Below are 19,490 nucleotides of genomic sequence, written 5' to 3' on the forward strand. Positions count from 1 at the left end.
ATAAATTAATAAGCCATGTTCATAATATTGCTTTTAGTAATCTCTAAACCGCTCAGACTATCGCTGACCTGCCCATCATTCATGACATAGACGCGATCAGAGAGCAGTTCAATCTCTTCAACATCAGAGGAGATCAGTAATATGGCGACACCTTGTCCAGCGATCACTTTAATAATGTTGTAAATATCTTCTCTGGCAGACACATCAACGCCGCGAGTTGGTTCATCGATAATAAATAATTTGGGCCGGGCCTGTAGACATTTAGCGATCAGCACTTTTTGCTGATTGCCTCCTGAGAGAGTTCGAACCGATTGCTGGCTATCTGAAAATTTAATTCCAAGTGCACGTCGATACCGTTCTAAAATTCCCTGCTCACGCGCGCCATCGCGCCACATACCGGCGTTTTGATAGCTCAGTCCACAGATATTCCACAGGATCGAGGCATCAAGATGAAGCCCTGAAATCTGCCTGTCTTCAGGGAGATAAACAATGCCTGAAGCCAGCCGCTCACGCGCATGGCGATGGGTGTAGTCTTGCCCCAAAAAGGTGATGGCGCCACCATACACATGACGCAGTCCATAGATGGTCTCAGCAAGCTCAGTTCGACCGGAGCCGACTACCCCCCCTAAGCCGACAATCTCGCCATAGTGAACATCAAGTGAAATCGCCTTAAAGCCTTCACCCGTTAATTGCTTGAGTTGCAAAACAACCTGTGAATTCTCTTTATGCTTGAGATCAGGCATCTCTAGCCACAAACTTTGCTCATCACTGAGTTTGCTATTTTTATAGTCGGGTGTGATCGAGGCAATCACATCTTCTTTTTTAATGTTTGATAGCGTATCCGAGAGCGATATAAATCCGTCTCTCATCACCGAGACATAGTCTGCAACTTCCCATACTTCATTAAGCTTATGGGTGATGAAAATAATGCCGACCCCATTTTGGGTCAGTCGTTTCATCTGGATAAATAGTTTTTGCGACTCTTTAGGTGTTAATGAGGCCGTTGGTTCATCCAAAATTAAGATCGATGAACGGCGAATCAATCCCCTTAATATTTCGACTAACTGTTGATCGGCAACTTCAAGGGCTCCACAACTCGCGTTCAAATCAATATCAATATTAAATTCTTCGATAATGGCTTTAAGCTGGGAGATATGTTGATGCTTTTTATCAATGCCAAATAGAATGTTTTCTTTCACGCTCAAATTCGGAAATAGCAACGGTTCTTGCGGAACCAGATAAATCCCTAATCGATGCGCTTTAGTTGGAGTTAAGCGCGCATGGCTCTCACCGTTGATAGTCAGCAGGCCCGAGTCAAATGATAGATTCCCAGAGATGATCTTCATCAACGTCGATTTGCCAGCACCATTTCCCCCGAGCAGGGCATGCACTTCACCCGCGTAAAGTTTAAACCGTATATTTTTTAATACGTCAATACCGGAGAAGGATTTACTAACATCCGTCAACGATAGAACTTCGACTCGAGTATTTTGATTACTATCAATCATATTCATCCTACAACCATTTGATAATTTGGTCACAATTAAAATCATATGTTCATTTTATAGATGATCAAAAAGATAAATAATCAGATTTTTGTCACATAACCATCACTAGATTGTAAAAATATCGTTAAATTAGCCGATTTTATCTGTACATTCGATCTGGCTCACGATTTGAAAAAGATGTTATGATGAACAATTGATAAATAATATATCATTTGTTTAGTTTTCATAGGTCATATCATTATGGTGAATGAATCGCAAATTTCAGTCAGTGAAGCATCGTCGTCAGAAGAGGAATTATTGGCTCGTGTGGCTTGGTTTTATTATCACGATAATTTAACTCAAGAAGAGATTGGTAAAATCGTTGGATTATCTCGTTTAAAAGTATCAAGACTGCTAGATAAAGGGCGCAAGAGTGGCATTATCAAAGTATATATCAACTCGAAATTTACCGGTTGTTTTGCGCTAGAGGAGTCACTAAAGCGCCGTTTCTCGCTTAAGCATATTAAAGTATTACCCCATCTAGAGGGGAATATGCTTAATGAACGATTAGGTGTCGGCGCCGCACAGCTGCTGGCTAAAATCGTTCAACCGGAACAGGTGCTCGCAATTGGCTTTGGCGATACAGTCATTCGAACCATGCAACATTGCAGTTTCTTTTTCAAAGATAGTCAGTTAAAGATTATTACCCTGACTGGCGGCGTTGGTCCTTACATGCGTGGTATTGGTCAACTTGAAGAGTCATGTCGCATCAATATTATCCCAACGCCACTTCGCGCATCGAGCGTGAACGCTGCAAACATGTTTAAAAAAGAAAATAGCGTCAACGACATGATGCTCGCCGCTCAGAGGGCAGATTTAGCAGTATTAGGTATCGGTTCAACGAGTCAAAGAGAAGGTTCCACATTAATCAAGACCGGTTATATCAATAACGCAGCGCAGTTAGAGCAGTATCAAAATGCAGGTGCTGTTGGCGATATTCTCGGATATTTTATCGATGAACAGGGTTCGGTCAAAAATGACTTTAAAATACATGATGAGTTAATCAGCCTGCCTTTGGAGCGGTTATCCAATATTCCGATTGTCATTGGTGTCGCCGGTGGTCCCGATAAGGTTGACTCTATCTTAGCTTCGTTGCGTGCCAAGCATATTAATGCACTAGTGACCGATGAAAAAACCGCCGGAGCTATTTTAACGAAATCATTATAACAGTCGCAGCCACCGCCCTAAGGATCAAATGATGAATAAACATGGTTATTTAATGGCGCTAGATGCCGGTACTGGCAGTATGCGGGCGGTAATTTTCAATCTGCAAGGCGAGCAGATCGCCAGTCATCAACAGGAATGGATTCACCCCGTTGATCCAGATATTCCCGGTTCCATGACATTTGATCTGCCCTATAGTTGGGAGATAAGCTGCCGCTGCATTCAGGGGGTTTTATCTGAAAGTGGTATCAGCAACGAAGCGATTCTTGCCGTTTCTAGCTGCTCGATGCGCGAAGGAATTGTTCTATATGACGATAATCGAGTGCCTATTTGGGCATGTGGCAATGTTGATGCGCGTTCAACTCGTGAGGTCAACGAGCTTAAAGAGCTGCGCGAGCATCAATTTGAAAACTATCTCTACCAAATTTCAGGGCAAACGCTGGCCTTAAGTGCTATTCCAAGGCTGCTTTGGTTGGCTCACTATCAAGGTGACCTCTATCGTAAAGCCAGTTCCATCTCGATGATTAGTGACTGGCTGGGATTTATGCTCACCGACCAGTTAGCCGTTGATCCCTCTAATGCGGGGACCACAGGCATGCTCAATCTCGTGACTCGAGATTGGCAGCCTGAATTACTGAATATGGCTGGGTTGAAATCAAATATCTTGTCGCCGGTCAAAGAGTCGACGACCCCACTCGGCGAAGTCACAGCCCTTGCCGCCAAACAAACGGGTCTTCGCCAAGGCACACCCGTTATTGTCGGTGGCGGTGATGTGCAGCTAGGCTGTATTGGTTTGGGGTTAACTGAACCCGGTCAAGCGGCCATTATTGGCGGAACATTTTGGCAGCAGGTCGTCAACCTTCCTCAGCCGATTACTGATCCCAATATGAATGTGCGCATCAATCCCCATATCATTCCGTCACTGGTTCAAGCAGAGTCCATCAGCTTTTTTACTGGGCTCACGATGCGCTGGTTTCGAGATGTTTTTTGTGAAGAGGAAAAACTAGTTGCGAAAAAGTTGGGGATCTCCCCCTATACGCTTTTAGAACAGATGGCCCAAAAAGTGCCACTAGGCTCAAACGATGTCGTGCCAATCTTCTCCGACGCGATGCATTTTAAATCGTGGTATCACGCCGCACCATCGTTTATCAATATGTCGATCGATCCCGAAAAATGTAACAAGGCCGTACTGTTTAGAGCTCTCGAAGAAAACGCGGCTATCGTCGCTTCATGTAATCTGGAGCAAGTAGAAGCATTCTCTGGGGTAAAATTAGACTCTATCATTTTCTCTGGTGGCAGCTCACAAGGGGCTCTGTGGTCACAGATTTTAGCCGATGTAACGGGGCTTGCAGTTCATATTCCCAAAGTCAAAGAATCGACTGCCTTGGGCTGCGCCATTGTTGCAGGGGTGGGTATTGGCGTATTTGACTCGCTGCAAGAGACCAGCAAAAAATTTGTACAGATCGAAAAAGTGTATCAGCCCAATCAGCAAAACCACGAACAATACCAACACCATAAACAAAAATGGCTGGATATTTATCAAAAACAACTTCAGCTGGTTGATAGTGGTTTGACCACCTCACTATGGAAAGCTCCTGGCCTATAGCGATTCATCGCGGCGTACCTGTCGCTTGGTTTTATGGGTCGCAATGCTGGCAATCGGGTCTTCCGGCCATGGGTGTTTGGGATAGCGGCCACGCATCTCTTTGCGCACCTGTGCATAACTATTTTGCCAAAAACTGGCGAGATCTTGGGTTAATTGCAGCACGCGACCCGCGGGTGACAGTAACTCCAAGGTCACGGGCACATCCCGTGCCACGGTCGGGCTTTGCGGCTGACCAAACATCTCTTGGAGCTTAAGCGAGAGTCGCGGCATCTGTCCAACTTGATAATGGATGGCCACTGTTCGCCCAGATGGCGCGCGGTAATGGGTAGGAGCCAACGTATCGATTAAATTCAGTTGTTGCCAATCAAACAGACCTTTAAGCATCGCCAGCCAATCGAGTGATTTGAGCGCCTTGAACTGAGTCAGATTGCCCAGATACCCCATCAACCACAGTTCAACGTTAGCCAGTAGTGCCTCATCGGTCACATCAGGCAGCGATAGTTCAGGACACCACGTTTGCAAGCACAGGACTCGATCTCGAAAGGCTTGGGCGTTATCGCTCATCGGTAACCAGCTCAGCCCGCGCTTTTGGATCTCGCGCAGCCAAGCTGCCGCTAGCGCGGCTGAGGCACGATTATTCAGTGGCTGGCGAGCAAAGATCAAAGCCCCCAAACGTTGCTGACGCTCACTCATAAACCCTTGTCGATCGGCATCAAATTCACAAACAGAATGCCAAACAAACCAATCTGGATAACAAGCTCGCAGCTGTGTTTCATCGATCGGTGCATATAAAAACAAACGGCCATTCGCCCGTCCTTCCTGCCACCCCACTTCGATGGCCACCAGCAGCTCATCAGTCACGGTATCTGTCTGCACCGCAAAACCATTGGCCAACAAATAGCGTTGTCCTTGGGCGCGCCGCTTGGCAATGCGATCGGGCAAAGCAGCCGCCAACAGCTCGCCATCTAGAGGATGCTCATCATCACTGATCAGTGTATCCACTCCCATCCATTGAGCATATCTCAGTGCCTGTTGACGAACTTGTCGACGCCCGTGGCTATCGAGCTGCTGCAGCGCATCGTTCCATCGCGCCGATGCGACGCTCGGTAAGCGCTGCTCTAATAGTGCAGCCAAATACGCACCTCGCTCTGGCGCTTGGATCATCCCTGCTTGGCCCATCTCGAGCGCTTTAGCCAACAAAGCCCCGCATCGAGGTTCACAGCCCCATTGACCAGTCATTTTTCCCATGGGCGTCAATGCGTCGTTTTCATCGAGCAAATTGAGTTGTTGCAACAAACTGCTGGCGCGCTCTATTGCCGCTGGCGCTGGCTCATCCACCCAATTCAGATCCGCGACAGGACTTCCCCAGTGTTTGAGCTGCAGTAGCAACCCACTGAGATCACTGCGTAAAATTTGTGGATCATTAAAGCGTGGTCGATGGTTCAATAACTCACTACTATATAGGCGTACGCAACGCCCGGCCTGCACGCGCCCCGCTCGCCCAGCACGCTGCTCCGCTGATGACTGGCAGATCATTTTGGTCATCAGCCGTGTCACCCCGCTAGCACCATCATATTGCGCGACGCGCTCTAAGCCACTATCAACCACCACTCGTATTCCTTCGATCGTCAAGGATGTTTCCGCAATATTGGTGGCGAGCACCACTTTACGTTGTCCTTGCGGCGGCGGCACAATGGCTTGGCGCTGCGCTTGAATAGACATCTGCCCATAAAGAGGATGAATCGTCACATCACTTTGAATATCGAACCGTGCTAAGGCGGCGCTGACGCGATGAATTTCTGCCACACCAGGCAGAAAAACCAAAATATTGCCGGTCTCTTGCGTTAATAGCGCCGCAATGCGCGCGGCACATTCCTCAACTAAATAGCGGGGCTCGCGAAGCGGCGAATACTCAATCTCAACAGCAAAACTGCGCCCTTCACAACTTAATACTTGGGCGTGTGGCAATGTTTGCTGCAACGCACTGATGTCCAAAGTAGCCGACATGACTAATAATGCTAATGATTCATTGACCTCACAGGCTTCTTGGCACAAGGCCAACCCTAAATCAGCGGGTAAACTGCGCTCATGAAATTCATCAAAGATCACCAAACTCACTTGCTCTAACATCGGGTCATCTTGCAACATGCGCGTCAATACACCTTCGGTAACGATCAGCAGTTTGGTCACACTGGAGCGTTTGGCTTCGCCGCGCATTTGATAGCCAACCTGTTGGCCAAGTGTCTCGCCCAATTGCTGGGCTAGAAATCCGGCAATATGCCGAGCAGCTAACCGTCTTGGTTCGAGCATCACGATTAATCCGGGAAGATTGGCTTGTCGCAAAATTGCCAGCGGCACTGCGGTCGATTTCCCTGCGCCGGGCGGGGCCGCTAGCAGTACATGCTGTTGATTCGACAGGGCCTCGAGCAATGGATTGATGAGGGTCATTACAGGGAGATTATTCATATTAAGGCTCCGTCAGTCATAGCGCGCTGCATAGTGTATTAAAAAGCACCTACACAAGCAGCACAAACCTGACTCAATCAATGATCCATCTCTTGGCTTCGGCGAGAATAGACAAACATCAGCTAGGAGGGCTACGCTGTGATATCGTTTATATGTATTAAGATAGTCGTCGTTGTATGAGGACTTTTCATGGCAGTTTCAATGTTAAATAAGGTCGTAATGGACGATACCACACGTACTGGCCGCTGGTTTTTTGCCATCGCCATCGAAGGCCCCATTGCAGAAAAGCTCACTGAGCTGCAAACACGCTGGTTAACAACCCTGCGACAAAGCGACAAAGTGCGCCCTATTATTGCCAATAATTTGCATCTCACGTTGCGTTTTTTAGGGCCATTAAGTGACGATGAACTTAGCCATTGGCAACAACGCTCTAGGAAAATCTGCGCCCAATCCTTTACCTTACAATTAGCCAACCTTGGCTATTTCCCGCGCGCTAAAACCGGCTGGATAGGGGTAAAGCCATCCACGCCGTTAACATCATTAGCAGCGCAGTTGGATGTTAGTGAGCGCTGGCAACCGCACATAAGTTTACTGCGGGCTTTGTCAGCTGATGCGCTGCCTGAGCTTCCACTTCCCGATGCATCGTGGTCGGTTAATGCGTTCTATCTCTATCACTCTGATGGCAGCGGCACACCGTATCAACGCATGCAAAGGATAACACTTGGATGAGAGGCATCAGCGTCTTTGTCATTTTTGCCTTTACAATCAATCTCGAGTATACACCATGAAATTTAATCCGCCGTTAATTGCGGGGCGTTTAGTTCGCCGCTACAAACGTTTTTTAGCCGACGTTGAGCTCATCGATGGCTCGATCATCACCGCGCACTGCGCCAATACTGGAGCAATGACGGGCTGTGCAGAACCGGGCTGGCAGGTGTGGCTGCGCGATAGTCAAAACCCCAAACGCAAATGTCGCTACAGCTGGGAGTTGGTCGAAAATGCGCAAGGCAATTATATCTGCATCAACACAACGCGGGCCAATGAAGTTGTCACAGAGGCCATCAATAACAATCAAATTGAGTCACTCCGAGGCTATAGTCAGTGCACTCGTGAAGTGCGTTATGGTGAAGAAAATAGCCGCATCGACTTGCTACTTTGCGATCCATCGCGTGTTGACTGCTATATTGAGGTCAAAAGTGTCACATTACTAACCGACGACGGTGTTGGGCTTTTTCCTGATGCAACCACGACCCGCGGCCAAAAACATCTTCGCGAGCTCACCACAATCGCGCAAGCAGGCCAACGTGCAGTTTTATTATTCGCCGTGATGCACTCAGGGATTGAAAAAGTCTCGATCGCCCACCATATAGATGCACTATATGGCCAGTTACTGCAACGAGCTATCGATGCAGGGGTAGAAGTCATCGCACAGCGGTTTGCCCCCCATCCAGAAAGAATTGAAGTTGATTCAATCATTTCTTTCACATTGTGAGATAAGCCAGCAGAACTTATCATTAATCTTATTTTTTCAATTGCGCAGACGTTCGCTTTCTGGTATAGATAGCGGCCATTGGATTTTCGACGACGATACGTCGAAGACGAGGTTAGGAGAGAAGGCATGCCTGAAGGCAAAAAAAAGACGCTAGGTGTACTTTCTATCGCAGGCGTTGAACCCTACAAGGAGCAACCCGGCGAAGAATATATGAACGAACGCCAGCTGGCTCACTTTAAAGTGATTTTAGAATCATGGCGTCGTCAATTACGCGAAGAAGTTGATCGCACCGTCTCTCATATGAAAGACGAAGCAGCAAACTTTCCTGATCCGGTTGACCGAGCAGCCCAAGAAGAAGAATTCAGCTTGGAACTTCGCACCCGAGATCGTGAGCGTAAGCTGATCAAGAAAATTGAGAAAACGCTGCAAAAAATCGATGAAGATGATTTCGGCTTTTGCGATTCATGTGGTGTCGAAATTGGCGTTCGTCGTCTCGAAGCTCGCCCGACTGCAGATTTGTGTATCGACTGTAAAACGCTAGCTGAGATTAAAGAAAAGCAGATGGCAGGTTAATTTTCTATGATCAGGTAGTAAAGCTATCTGATTGACTTATGAAAGATAGTCGATATATCGGCCGGTTTGCCCCCTCGCCATCCGGCCCACTTCATTTTGGCTCGCTCGTGACTGCCGTAGGTAGCTTCCTACAAGCTCGCAGCGTAGCAGGGCGGTGGTTGCTGAGAATCGAGGATATTGACCCTCCTCGTGAAGTCAGTGGCGCCGCTCAAATGATTGTGCAGCAGCTACACGATTTTGGCCTTGATTGGGATGGTCCGATCGTTTATCAAAGCCAGCAATATCCACGCTATCAGCAACAAATTGAGCAATGGCTTGCGCAAGGCCATGCCTATTATTGTCAATGTACCCGTAAGCAGATCCAAGCACGAGGTGGGCTCTATGATGGTCATTGCCGCACACTTGGATTAACCGCTGCGCCAGATTTAGCCATTAGACTACACTGTGAACATCCTGCGAGTGGGTTTTATGATCAATTACGTGGCTATCACCCGCTTGCTTATGAATTAGCGCAAGAAGATTTAATCATCTATCGCCGTGATGGATTATATGCTTATAATTTAGCGGTGGTACTTGATGACCAAGCTGCAGGGATTAACGAAGTGGTGCGCGGTTGCGATCTGCTAGAACCGACTGCCAGACAGTGTAATATCTATCGCATGTTAGGCGCTAAAGAGCCTAATTATTTGCATCTCCCGTTAGTCTGCGATGCGACAGGGCGAAAGCTGAGTAAACAAAATCACGCCCCGGCGCTGGATAAAGCTAACGTATTACCAACATTACATGCGGCGCTGGCTTTTTTAGGCCATCCGGTTCCACCCACTTGGCAACAAAACTCACCCCGGCAATTATTGGGTAAAATGGCACAGATCTGGGATAAACAATCAATTGTGATTGAGCATTCATCTTGAGATCATTTTCATTTATCTTTAGCTGGGCTATATTAGCGACCTATTTAAATAGGGGGAGGAATAGCTATTTTTCGCCGAATTATTAAGGTATGCAGTCAAATGCTGCAACAGCAACACGAGCCGGAACAAACAGGTTTAGGGAAAACCATTATTCCGCGAGCTGAACATACAATTTCCCGACAGGATATCAGTGACAACGCACTGAAAGTTTTATATCGCTTACACAAAGCTGGTTATGACGCTTACTTAGTGGGTGGGGGGGTACGCGATCTATTACTTGGGAAAAAACCCAAAGATTTTGACGTCACCACAAACGCGACACCGGATGAAGTGAAAAAATTATTCCGTAACTGTCGGTTAGTCGGTCGACGCTTTCGACTGGCCCATATATTGTTTGGTCGAGAGATTATTGAAGTTGCCACCTTTCGCGGCCATCACGACCAAGGCCAATCCGATGAGGAGCAGACAAATCATCAGCAATCCGAACAGGGCATGTTGCTCCGCGACAATGTTTATGGCTCCCTTGATGAAGATGCACAGCGCCGCGACTTTACCATCAACGCCCTCTATTACAACATCGCCGATTTTAGCTTAGTCGATTTTGCTGGTGGCCTCGATGATATTCAAGCTCGCCGCTTGGCTCTGATTGGTGACCCAGACACCCGTTATCACGAAGACCCCGTGCGGATGCTTCGCGCCATTCGTTTTGCAGTCAAATTGGGCTTTAGCATTAACGAGTCGACCCGTGAGCCGATCCCACGTTTAGCCAGTTTATTACGTGAAATCCCAGCGGCGCGTTTGTTTGAAGAATGCTTGAAACTATTTTTAGCCGGTGAGGGGAAAAACACCTTCAGCACATTGCGTGAATATGGCTTGTTAACGCCGCTATTTCCGCAGCTTAAGCCCTTGTTGGCAAATACTGACCATAATCAGTCGCTAGACTTTATCAGCCTCGCATTAGCCAGCACGGATCATCGAGTTCGCAATGAGCAGCGCGTCACCCCTGCTTTTGTTTTTGCTGCCATACTCTACCCTATTTTAGAGATACGTATCCAAGAACTCTTAACCGAGCTATCGCTACCAACCTCTGATGCCTTAGCAATGGCGATGAATCAAGTCCTTGATACTCAGTGTAAAAGTGTCGCAATACCACGACGTTTTACCAGTGCAGTACGAGAAATTTGGGAGTTGCAAGAGCGTCTTAAACGCCGTCAAGGTAAACGGGCGCAACACTGTTTTGAGCACCCACGCTTTCGCGCTGCATATGACTTTTTGGAACTGCGCGCCAAAGCGAGTGGCGATCCGCAGCTTCAAGCGCTCACCGATTGGTGGACCCAGTTTCAAAAAGCCAATGACAAAGAGCGCTTTAATATGAGCAAAGTACTTGGCAGTGGCCGCCCTCGGGGGAATAATCGCCGCTCAAGTAACCGCCGCTCCGCACCACGTAAACGTCGTAGTGGTGAGACTAGCTGATGCAGCGCTGTTATATAGGCTTAGGCAGCAATCTGGCATCGCCTCATCAACAGTTAGTCGCGGCAATTGCCGCGCTAGCACAACTTAAGCAATGCCAGATTTTCGCCGTTTCAGGGCTGTACGCCAGTAAGCCGATGGGCCCACAGGATCAACCTGATTATCTCAACGCCGTATTGTCTTTAGACACAACACTGACACCGCTGGCCTTACTTGATGCCACTCAACATATCGAACAAAACCAAGGTCGGGTCCGAAAAGCACAGCGCTGGGGGCCACGCACGTTAGACCTCGATATTCTCTTGTTTGGACAAGAAACGCTCGACTTACCCCGCTTAACTGTGCCACATTACGGCCTAGAACAACGCGAATTTGTGCTGATACCATTAGCTGAAATTGCGCCAGAATTGGTGCTGCCTAATGGCAAAAGTGTCCGCGAATTAGCCACCCGAATCCCGACTAACAGATTGTATTGCAGTCTAAGCGCTAAGCAATGGGTCAATGGCACTAGCGCTGCATTTATCGATAATTAGCAAGGACGTTACCATGCCGATCACCACCACCAAACTCATGGACATGAAGCGTAATCAACAGAAGATTGCCAGTTTAACCGCCTATGATGCCAGTTTTGCCGCTCTTTTTGATAAGGCCGGTATTGATATGTTACTGGTGGGAGATTCGCTTGGTATGGTGCTACAAGGACACGATTCAACCATTCCGGTGACAATTGAGAATATCGCTTACCATACACAGGCTGTCGCCCGTGGCAACGGCAATGCATTGCTCGTCGCTGATATGCCGTTTATGAGCACCCCTACCCTTGAGCAAACGTTACAAAACGCCGCCACGCTGATGCGCGCAGGCGCACAGATGGTCAAAATAGAGGGCGGAGCATGGCTGTGTGAGACCATTCAAGCCTTGGTGCGCCGGGCCGTGCCCGTATGCGTTCATATGGGGTTAACACCGCAGTCGGTGAATGTTTTCGGTGGGTATAAAGTACAAGGGCGTAGTGAAGCAGACATGGCTGAAATGCTCAACCAAGCCAAAGCCGTTGAGCAAGCAGGAGCGCAGCTGTTAGTCGCCGAGTGCATTCCAGCACAGCTGGGAAAAGCGCTTAGTCAGGCATTAACTATTCCAGTCATAGGAATTGGTGCAGGGGTAGATACGGACGGTCAGATTTTAGTGATGCATGACTTACTTGGTATCACCCAAGGTCAGCTGCCTAAATTTGCCAAAAATTTCTTAGCGCAAAGCAATAGCATTCCTGAAGCAGTCACCCGATATATAACGGATGTACGCCGCGGTTTGTTTCCTTCAGAACAACACACATTTAGTTGATCAGTATGCAAACTTTTAGTCAAATTAGTGCATTACACGCAGCCGTTGAACAGTGGAAAGCCAACCAGCAACGAGTAGCTTTGGTGCCAACGATGGGCCATCTCCATCAGGGTCACCTAAAATTGGTGCAATATGCCAAACAAATCGCCGATAAAGTCGTCGTTTCGATCTTTGTTAATCCATTGCAATTTGATCGCACTGAAGATTTCACCAGTTACCCGCGAACCTTTGATGCAGACTGCCAACTGTTAGTCGAGGCCAATATCGATCTGTTGTTTGCGCCCGAAGAGCAAACTCTCTATCCCGAGGGTTTAATGCAAGCCACCGTTGTTCATGTTCCTGGTTTAAGCGAAGTTCTTGAAGGGAAACAGCGCCCTGGACATTTCCAAGGGGTCACCACAGTAGTCACCAAACTGTTTAACATTATTCAGCCACACGTTGCTTGTTTTGGGGAAAAAGACTACCAACAACTGGCCATTATTCGCCAAATGACCCATGAATTGTTGCTGCCTATTGAGATTATTTCGGTGCCAATTGTTCGCTACCCTGACGGCTTAGCAATGAGTTCACGCAATAGCCACTTAAGCGAACCAGAACGCGCCACCGCTCCCATACTCGCCCAAACATTACGCTGGGCTAGCGAGCAGTTAGCCAAAGGGGTAAACGCCCAACAAGTCAGCCTTCATACAACACAAAAACTCAATGAGTCAGGATTTAAGACCGACGCTATCGATATTGTTGATGCTGACTCACTTAGCCCACTGCACGCCAATAGTCAACGAGCTGTCATTCTGGCTGCAGCCTATTTAGGCAAAACACGGTTAATCGATAATTTGGTCGTCAAACTTTAATTTGTAAGCAAAGATTTAAGGAGTTATTGATGCAGTTAACTATGCTCAAATCGAAACTACATCGCGCTCGGGTCACTCTGGCAGAGCTAAACTATGAAGGCTCTTGTGCCATTGATAAAGAGTTTTTACAAGCAGCTGGAATTTTAGAATATCAGGCACTGGATATTTATAACGTGGATAATGGTGAACGATTCTCAACCTACGCCATTTCTGCTGAACCAGGCTCGCGCATTATTTCTGTCAACGGGGCGGCAGCCCGCAAAGCTGCGGTTGGAGATAAACTCATTATCTGTACCTATGTCACAATGGACGAAACTGATGCCAAAGATCATCATCCCAAAATTGTTCTATTTGATGAGAATAATGCGATGAAAGGCACCACTGATCATATACAGATGCAGATGGCCTAGACTGAATTGCTCATCTTTCACGCCCTAAGATGAGTAATAATTTTTTATTCATTCATACTTCTTGCGAGCGATTGCATTCGCCGTAGATATAAACGGCCTGATCGACAATATTAAGCTGATAAGATGCTGCGATCTGCGCTAACCGCGTTGAAATAATATCATCTTCAAATTCAATCACTTCACCGCACTGGCTACAAATAAGGTGCACATGCTGGCTATGCTGATTTAACTCAAACAAGGCTACTTTGCCATCAAAATAATGCCGCTTGAGTAATCCAGCTTGAGTCAACTGCTCCAAAACCCGGTAAACCGTAGCCAGAGCAATTGGATGATTTGACTTTAAAAAACTCTGATAGATATGCTCAGCACTTTGATGGGGATGATCTTCAGCCATAAACCGCCGTAAAATTTCAAGGCGTGGCTGTGTTACCTTTAACTGAGCCTGCCTGAGTAACATCATTGGATCACTCATCTTTGCGCCCTCCATTGCCCTTTTTCAGGCCCATCATAAAATTTTTGAACGCATCATGAAGTGGCGCAAAAATAGGATGTTTACGATGTTCGAGCATGACTTCCGAGAACAGTTTTAGCCCAACAGCAAATGCAGTCTTCTGTTCATCAGGAAAATCGAGATCTGAACGAGATTGAATTTTTTCCACAATCGATAAAATTTCATCATGATTTGAGACTTCAAAAACCAAAATTGGTTTATCTATCGGGTGACCCTTACGATCTTCAATCGGTTTAACCGTAATTTCGTAACGATATCCGGCCATTAATTTGTGCCCTCTTTACTTTCATTTTGTTCGTTCAGTTGCTCGAGTTGCTCAGCAGTCTTGGTCAGGATTTGAATATGCACCGAAAAATCCATCTTTGGTTGCTGATTTAACATCTGCTGGCGTAGCGCTTTTTTAATTCGGTGCATGGATTCGCTCAGCTGATCATATTGTTGGGTATTCTGCGGTTTGCCAATTTGGGTCAGACGGTCTTTTAATTTATCGATATAGGGGCGCTGAGAATCAACTTCTTCTTGGCCAAGTTGTGTCAACTGATAAATTTTTCGCCCACCTTCAGCACCTTCTTGAACCGCGATTAACAATTGATCTTCCAATATATTTAAGGTTGGATAAACAACACCAGCACTAGGTGAATACAATGCTGAACTGGCCTTTTCGATAGATTTCATCAATTCATAGCCATGGCTTGGATGGTTTTCAATAAAGGCTAAGATGATTAAACGCAAATCCCCATGCGCAAATAGTCGTCCAAGCTTATGCCGACGGCCATGCCCTCGCCCGCCACCATGTTCACCACGTTCAGTACATTCTTTGCCGCATCCACAGTGCCCTTCATGGTGATGTGTATTTTGTATATCTCTCATTTGAAATCCTCAGTTTTAGATATATCTATAAAAAGATATATCTAAATTAACCGAAGATATAAAAATGATCAAGCTTAGATATATCGAAATTAAAAGATATTAAAAAAAACAAACCTATAGATACTCAAAAGATAAGATGTCTACAGTAAGAGACAAGGATTTATATTCGTTTAATTAGATAGTTACGAGCTCTGAATGACAATAAAACTAAACCAATGGCACCGTAGAGCACCGCATCAAAATAGCTCGAGCGAACTTGCCAGTAAAGATGGATCCACGCCAGTATCAGCGCCAGGTAAACCAATCGATGCAACTGCTGCCAATGCCGACCTAAGCGACGCATCCAACCTCTGGTTGAGGTGACGCCTAGTAGGATAAGGATCAATAATGCGGGCGCCCCCACTAGAATATAAGGTCGTTTGATCGTCTCGCTCACTAATCGTTCAAGATTCCCACCTAAAATAAATTGGTAGTAGGATAACAGGTGCAATATCCCATAAAACAAAGCAAACAAACCAAGCATGCGCCGATGAACCATTAACCAGCGTTGCTTAGCAAGGCGCGCCAATGGGGTCACAGCCAATGAAATCAATAAAAACCGCAACGCCCAAAAACCAGTTTGTAGCAGAATATATTGAGCAGGATCGCCGCCCAAATTCTGTTGCACGGCTCCCCACACTAATGTACTAGCGGGCCAACATCCCAGTATAAAGATGAGCAATCGTCTAACTAAAATAGGCATAAAGACCTCTAGAAATTCTTATGTAGATCCATGCCTTTATACAAACTGGCAACTTCTGCATAGCCATTAAACATCTGAGTGGGAATGATGTTGGGATGAAATAACCCTGATGGCAAGCGCCGCTCCTCTTTTTGACTCCAACGCGGGTGATCCACCTGCGGATTGACATTGGCATAAAAACCGTATTCATTCGGTGCGATTTTTTGCCACGTATTAAGCGGTTGTTGTTCAACTAATTCGATTTTGACAATCGATTTAATACTTTTAAAACCATATTTCCAAGGCACCACTAATCGAAATGGCGCACCGCTTTGATTGGGTAAATCTTTGCCATACAAACCAACGGCCATCAGCGTTAATGGATGCATCGCTTCATCCATGCGCAATCCTTCCACATAGGGCCAATCGATACTGCTAAAGGCACTGTCTTGAGCGGGCATCTGTTTGGGCCGTAACACGGTTGTAAATTTGACATATTTCGCCCGACTAGTAGGCTCAAAACGCTTGAGTAATGCCGATAGGGGAAATCCAATCCATGGGATAACCATCGACCAAGCTTCCACACAACGTAATCGATAAATACGCTCTTGCAACGTCATCCCTTTGAGTAAATCGTCTAAATGATAGTGGCCCGGTTTAGCCACTTCACCAGCGATCTCCACTTGCCAAGGAAAGGGCATGAATTGGCTACTATTGGCTTGAGGATCATCTTTGTTATAGCCAAATTCATAAAAATTATTATAACTAGTGACGATTTTATAAGGGGTTATATCAGAGTGAATCGGTTCTTGATTCGGTAAGGCTGCATTAATTTGTGCTTTAAGCCAAGCTGGTGCGTCATGCCCAAATTGTCCCGCTTCCTGGGTGGGTTTTGCAAGCGCTGTATTAAACGGCAGTAGAGCACCTGCACCAAGTAATAATGACCCTTTCATAAATTGACGACGAGCTCGATAAATCGATTCTGGCGTTACATCTGCTTCAGTAAGATCAGTAGATTTCTTAATCAACATAGTCAGTTCCTTTTCTTAAGTAGTTTGTAATAACATATCGATGAGGTTTATCTATTGGTCGTCAGTCAGATGAAATTATTACACTGACCCATTACTTTTTATCGATCCCCCTAATTGCTCTTAGTCATCGATTAGGATAACTCAGCGCTTAACAGCCAAAACGCCTGATCACTGATCTGATATTCACGTTCAAATGGTGTGTAAGGCTCTGCTAGATAAGGTAGCAGCTTAATGGCTGCATCGATACCATGACAGTGTAGCGCTTGGGCATATTTACGAATATGTAAAAGCCAATGGCTACGCACTTCTAACCGATCGTCTAAGGCGACCAGAGCGAGGAGCGCATTACTGGCATACCTACGTCGCTGCACTTGTCTAGGTTTGAGCCAAGGTCTGGGATAGAACAGAAAATAGTGTGTTAAACGGATGTTAGCATGCGTCATGAGTTGCCATAAATCACAAAGCAGCACACGTATTGTTAACCGGGAGTTGAGCTGCCCATTAGTATAGCCTTGGTAATCGCGCCGCCAATTTGCCGATGCTAATGGCTCGCGCGTTTGGGTAACACAGCAATTTGCCTCGTGCTTTGCCCCACCTTGCAACAGGAACCTAAACTAATGGGTTGACTTGGAGAGGTGGAATAGCCATTGCGGCGAATAGGCAAGCGCGGCAATCGGTCGACGGAAATCATGCAAACGATTACGCTCCACCGGCGTAAGCAACCACGGATGAATATCCGGCTGCGTTGAAACAACCGGACGTGAGTGGTAATGATTAGCTACGCAACCCATAACCGCGTTGGATTAATATGTAAGCCCATAGAAATAAGCCAACCACAAATGCGGATAAAACAGCAAATGAAAACGTCAATGAAACATCTTGGATCCCTAAGAAACCATACCGAAAAGCACTCACCATATAGACCACTGGATTAAAGTGAGAGACCCCCCGCCAAAAAGTTGGTAATAAGGTGATGGAGTAAAATACGCCCCCCAAATAAGTCAAAGGCGTCAACACAAAGGTTGGTACAATGCTGATATCATCAAAAGATTGTGCGTAAATTGCATTGATCAAGCCACCGAGCGAGAAGACCGCAGAGGTAAACAGCACCGTGAAAACAACGATCAAAATACTGTGAACGTGAAACGGCACAAAAAATAGCGATACCAATGTCACCAACAATCCCACGCACAATCCACGCACCATACCGCCACCAATGAAACCAAAAATAATGACATAGTTGGGAATGGGCGCCACCAGCATTTCTTCAATATTGCGTTGAAATTTCGCACTAAAAAAAGACGATGCAACATTCGAATAAGAGTTAGTAATAACGGCCATCATAATCAGCCCTGGCACAATAAACTGCATATAGCCAACCCCGGCCATCTGCCCAACGCGGCTGCCAATAATGTTACCGAAGATCACAAAGTACAACGACATGGTGATCGCCGGCGGCACAATAGTTTGCACCCAAATTCGGGTAAATCGCTGGATCTCTTTAGTCAAAATACTACAAAAAGCTACCCAATAGATCTTTGCATTCATGCCACGCGCCCTCCATTGCCAACTAAGGCGACAAATAACTCTTCTAACCGATTGGCTTTATTACGCATACTCATGACTTGAACCCCCTGCTCTGACAACTGCTGGAAAACGGCATTAAGACCAGAACCTTTAAGCACATCAACTTCCAACGTGGTGTTATCAGTCATGCGACATTCAAATCCTTGTAACTCGGGAGTGAAAGTGGGCTCAGCCAAGTCTAAAATAAAGGTCTCTTTACTAAGCTTACTCAGTAGCGCTCGCATCGTTGTGTTTTCAACTAATAAGCCTCTATCGATGATACCAATATGCCGACACAGCATTTCAGCTTCTTCCAAATAGTGGGTTGTCAGAATAATCGTGACCCCTTGCTCGTTGAGTTCACGCAAAAACTCCCACATTGATCGGCGCAGCTCAATATCTACCCCAGCAGTGGGCTCATCGAGAATCAGCAATTGCGGGTTATGCATCAGAGCGCGAGCGATCATCAACCGGCGTTTCATCCCACCAGATAGATCGCGAGAACGTTGATTTCGCTTCTCCCACAAGCCAAGACGAGTCAAATGGATTTTAGCGCGCTCATGAGCAATATTGCTCTTCACACCATAATAGCCAGCTTGTTGCACAACAATTTGTAACACTGTTTCAAATTGATTGAAGTTAAACTCTTGCGGCACCAGACCGACTTGTGACTTGGCTAACTCCAAATGGCTGTCTAAATCGTATCCAAAAATACGGACATGACCCGCAGATTTATTCACCAACGAGGTAATAATTCCGATAGTGGTTGATTTACCTGCACCATTTGGACCTAACAGGGCGTAAAAATCCCCCTTTTGAACGGTTAGAGTTAATCCTTTTAATGCTTCAACACCACCTTTATAGGTTTTGCGTAAAGATGTAATCTCCAACGCCTGTGGCTCATGCTCCACTGGACTACTCATATGACTCCTTTATTGAAATTTATGATTACCAACAAATAAA

Annotated in this window: 21 protein-coding genes; 11 read left to right on the plus strand and 10 right to left on the minus strand. The window is 46.3% G+C overall.

Annotation, left to right across the window (positions count from 1 at the left end):
• Positions 1-5 precede the first annotated feature (5 nt).
• Positions 6-1,505, minus strand: a complete 1,500-nt coding sequence (lsrA, locus tag ABUE30_RS16355; protein ID WP_408624952.1) for an autoinducer 2 ABC transporter ATP-binding protein LsrA — start codon at positions 1,503-1,505, stop codon at positions 6-8.
• Positions 1,506-1,748: 243 nt separating this feature from the next.
• Here lsrA and ABUE30_RS16360 point away from each other — a divergent pair, with 243 nt between their 5' ends.
• Both ABUE30_RS16360 and lsrK read left to right on the plus strand, forming a co-directional pair.
• Positions 1,749-2,714, plus strand: coding sequence for a sugar-binding domain-containing protein (locus ABUE30_RS16360; protein WP_408624906.1), 966 nt, complete (start codon positions 1,749-1,751; stop codon positions 2,712-2,714).
• Between the two features lie 28 nt (positions 2,715-2,742).
• Positions 2,743-4,317, plus strand: a complete 1,575-nt coding sequence (lsrK, locus tag ABUE30_RS16365) for an autoinducer-2 kinase (protein WP_408624907.1) — start codon at positions 2,743-2,745, stop codon at positions 4,315-4,317.
• Here the strand turns inward: lsrK and hrpB are convergent.
• A complete protein-coding gene (hrpB, locus tag ABUE30_RS16370; RefSeq protein WP_408624908.1) occupies positions 4,312-6,783 on the minus strand; it encodes an ATP-dependent helicase HrpB in 2,472 nt (823 codons plus the stop codon). The two genes, lsrK and hrpB, sit on opposite strands and share 6 nt — an antisense overlap.
• A 189-nt stretch (positions 6,784-6,972) precedes the next feature.
• Here hrpB and thpR point away from each other — a divergent pair, with 189 nt between their 5' ends.
• The 9 genes from thpR to panD all read left to right on the plus strand — a co-directional run bounded on the left by thpR (position 6,973) and on the right by panD (position 13,828).
• Positions 6,973-7,512, plus strand: a complete 540-nt coding sequence (gene thpR / locus ABUE30_RS16375) for an RNA 2',3'-cyclic phosphodiesterase (RefSeq protein ID WP_408624909.1) — start codon at positions 6,973-6,975, stop codon at positions 7,510-7,512.
• A gap of 55 nt (positions 7,513-7,567) precedes the next feature.
• Entirely contained in the window at positions 7,568-8,275 is a 708-nt protein-coding gene (gene sfsA / locus ABUE30_RS16380) for a DNA/RNA nuclease SfsA (protein ID WP_408624910.1), read from the plus strand.
• 126 nt (positions 8,276-8,401) lie between these two features.
• Positions 8,402-8,848 (plus strand): RNA polymerase-binding protein DksA, encoded by a 447-nt coding sequence (gene dksA, locus ABUE30_RS16385; RefSeq protein WP_408624911.1) that lies wholly within the window; start codon positions 8,402-8,404, stop codon positions 8,846-8,848.
• 38 nt (positions 8,849-8,886) lie between these two features.
• Positions 8,887-9,759 carry a tRNA glutamyl-Q(34) synthetase GluQRS gene (gene gluQRS / locus ABUE30_RS16390; protein WP_408624912.1) on the plus strand — a complete coding sequence of 291 codons (873 nt, stop codon included), beginning with the start codon at positions 8,887-8,889 and terminating at the stop codon, positions 9,757-9,759.
• 99 nt (positions 9,760-9,858) lie between these two features.
• Positions 9,859-11,232, plus strand: coding sequence for a polynucleotide adenylyltransferase PcnB (gene pcnB, locus ABUE30_RS16395; RefSeq protein WP_408624913.1), 1,374 nt, complete (start codon positions 9,859-9,861; stop codon positions 11,230-11,232).
• On the plus strand, positions 11,232-11,762 hold the full coding sequence (gene folK, locus ABUE30_RS16400) for a 2-amino-4-hydroxy-6-hydroxymethyldihydropteridine diphosphokinase (protein WP_408624914.1): 531 nt from the start codon (positions 11,232-11,234) through the stop codon (positions 11,760-11,762). The genes pcnB and folK overlap by 1 nt, the downstream gene beginning before the upstream one ends.
• Positions 11,763-11,775: 13 nt before the next feature.
• A complete protein-coding gene (panB, locus tag ABUE30_RS16405; RefSeq protein ID WP_408624915.1) occupies positions 11,776-12,567 on the plus strand; it encodes a 3-methyl-2-oxobutanoate hydroxymethyltransferase in 792 nt (263 codons plus the stop codon).
• A gap of 5 nt (positions 12,568-12,572) precedes the next feature.
• A complete protein-coding gene (panC, locus tag ABUE30_RS16410; RefSeq protein WP_408624916.1) occupies positions 12,573-13,418 on the plus strand; it encodes a pantoate--beta-alanine ligase in 846 nt (281 codons plus the stop codon).
• Between the two features lie 29 nt (positions 13,419-13,447).
• Positions 13,448-13,828 (plus strand): aspartate 1-decarboxylase, encoded by a 381-nt coding sequence (panD, locus tag ABUE30_RS16415; RefSeq protein WP_408624917.1) that lies wholly within the window; start codon positions 13,448-13,450, stop codon positions 13,826-13,828.
• A 52-nt stretch (positions 13,829-13,880) separates the two neighbouring features.
• On the opposite strand, the gene ABUE30_RS16420 is transcribed toward panD, so the two are convergent.
• The 8 genes from ABUE30_RS16420 to ABUE30_RS16455 form a co-directional block, all read right to left on the minus strand.
• Positions 13,881-14,300: a Fur family transcriptional regulator gene (locus ABUE30_RS16420; RefSeq protein WP_408624918.1), complete on the minus strand. Its 420-nt coding sequence runs from the start codon at positions 14,298-14,300 to the stop codon at positions 13,881-13,883.
• Positions 14,293-14,604: a DUF3861 domain-containing protein gene (locus ABUE30_RS16425; protein WP_408624919.1), complete on the minus strand. Its 312-nt coding sequence runs from the start codon at positions 14,602-14,604 to the stop codon at positions 14,293-14,295. The genes ABUE30_RS16420 and ABUE30_RS16425 overlap by 8 nt, the downstream gene beginning before the upstream one ends.
• Positions 14,604-15,209, minus strand: a complete 606-nt coding sequence (locus ABUE30_RS16430; RefSeq protein ID WP_408624920.1) for a PadR family transcriptional regulator — start codon at positions 15,207-15,209, stop codon at positions 14,604-14,606. Before ABUE30_RS16430 ends, ABUE30_RS16425 begins: the two co-directional genes overlap by 1 nt.
• A gap of 160 nt (positions 15,210-15,369) precedes the next feature.
• On the minus strand, positions 15,370-15,951 hold the full coding sequence (locus ABUE30_RS16435; RefSeq protein ID WP_408624921.1) for a protein-methionine-sulfoxide reductase heme-binding subunit MsrQ: 582 nt from the start codon (positions 15,949-15,951) through the stop codon (positions 15,370-15,372).
• An 8-nt stretch (positions 15,952-15,959) separates the two neighbouring features.
• Positions 15,960-16,961 (minus strand): protein-methionine-sulfoxide reductase catalytic subunit MsrP, encoded by a 1,002-nt coding sequence (msrP, locus tag ABUE30_RS16440; protein WP_408624922.1) that lies wholly within the window; start codon positions 16,959-16,961, stop codon positions 15,960-15,962.
• Between the two features lie 131 nt (positions 16,962-17,092).
• Positions 17,093-17,404: a hypothetical protein gene (locus ABUE30_RS16445; protein WP_408624923.1), complete on the minus strand. Its 312-nt coding sequence runs from the start codon at positions 17,402-17,404 to the stop codon at positions 17,093-17,095.
• A 331-nt stretch (positions 17,405-17,735) separates the two neighbouring features.
• Entirely contained in the window at positions 17,736-18,509 is a 774-nt protein-coding gene (locus ABUE30_RS16450) for an ABC transporter permease (RefSeq protein ID WP_408624924.1), read from the minus strand.
• Positions 18,506-19,450, minus strand: coding sequence for an ABC transporter ATP-binding protein (locus ABUE30_RS16455; RefSeq protein ID WP_408624925.1), 945 nt, complete (start codon positions 19,448-19,450; stop codon positions 18,506-18,508). The genes ABUE30_RS16450 and ABUE30_RS16455 overlap by 4 nt, the downstream gene beginning before the upstream one ends.
• Positions 19,451-19,490: the final 40 nt, after the last annotated feature.

The organism is Celerinatantimonas yamalensis (assembly GCF_046054155.1).
GTDB lineage: Bacteria > Pseudomonadota > Gammaproteobacteria > Enterobacterales > Celerinatantimonadaceae > Celerinatantimonas > Celerinatantimonas yamalensis.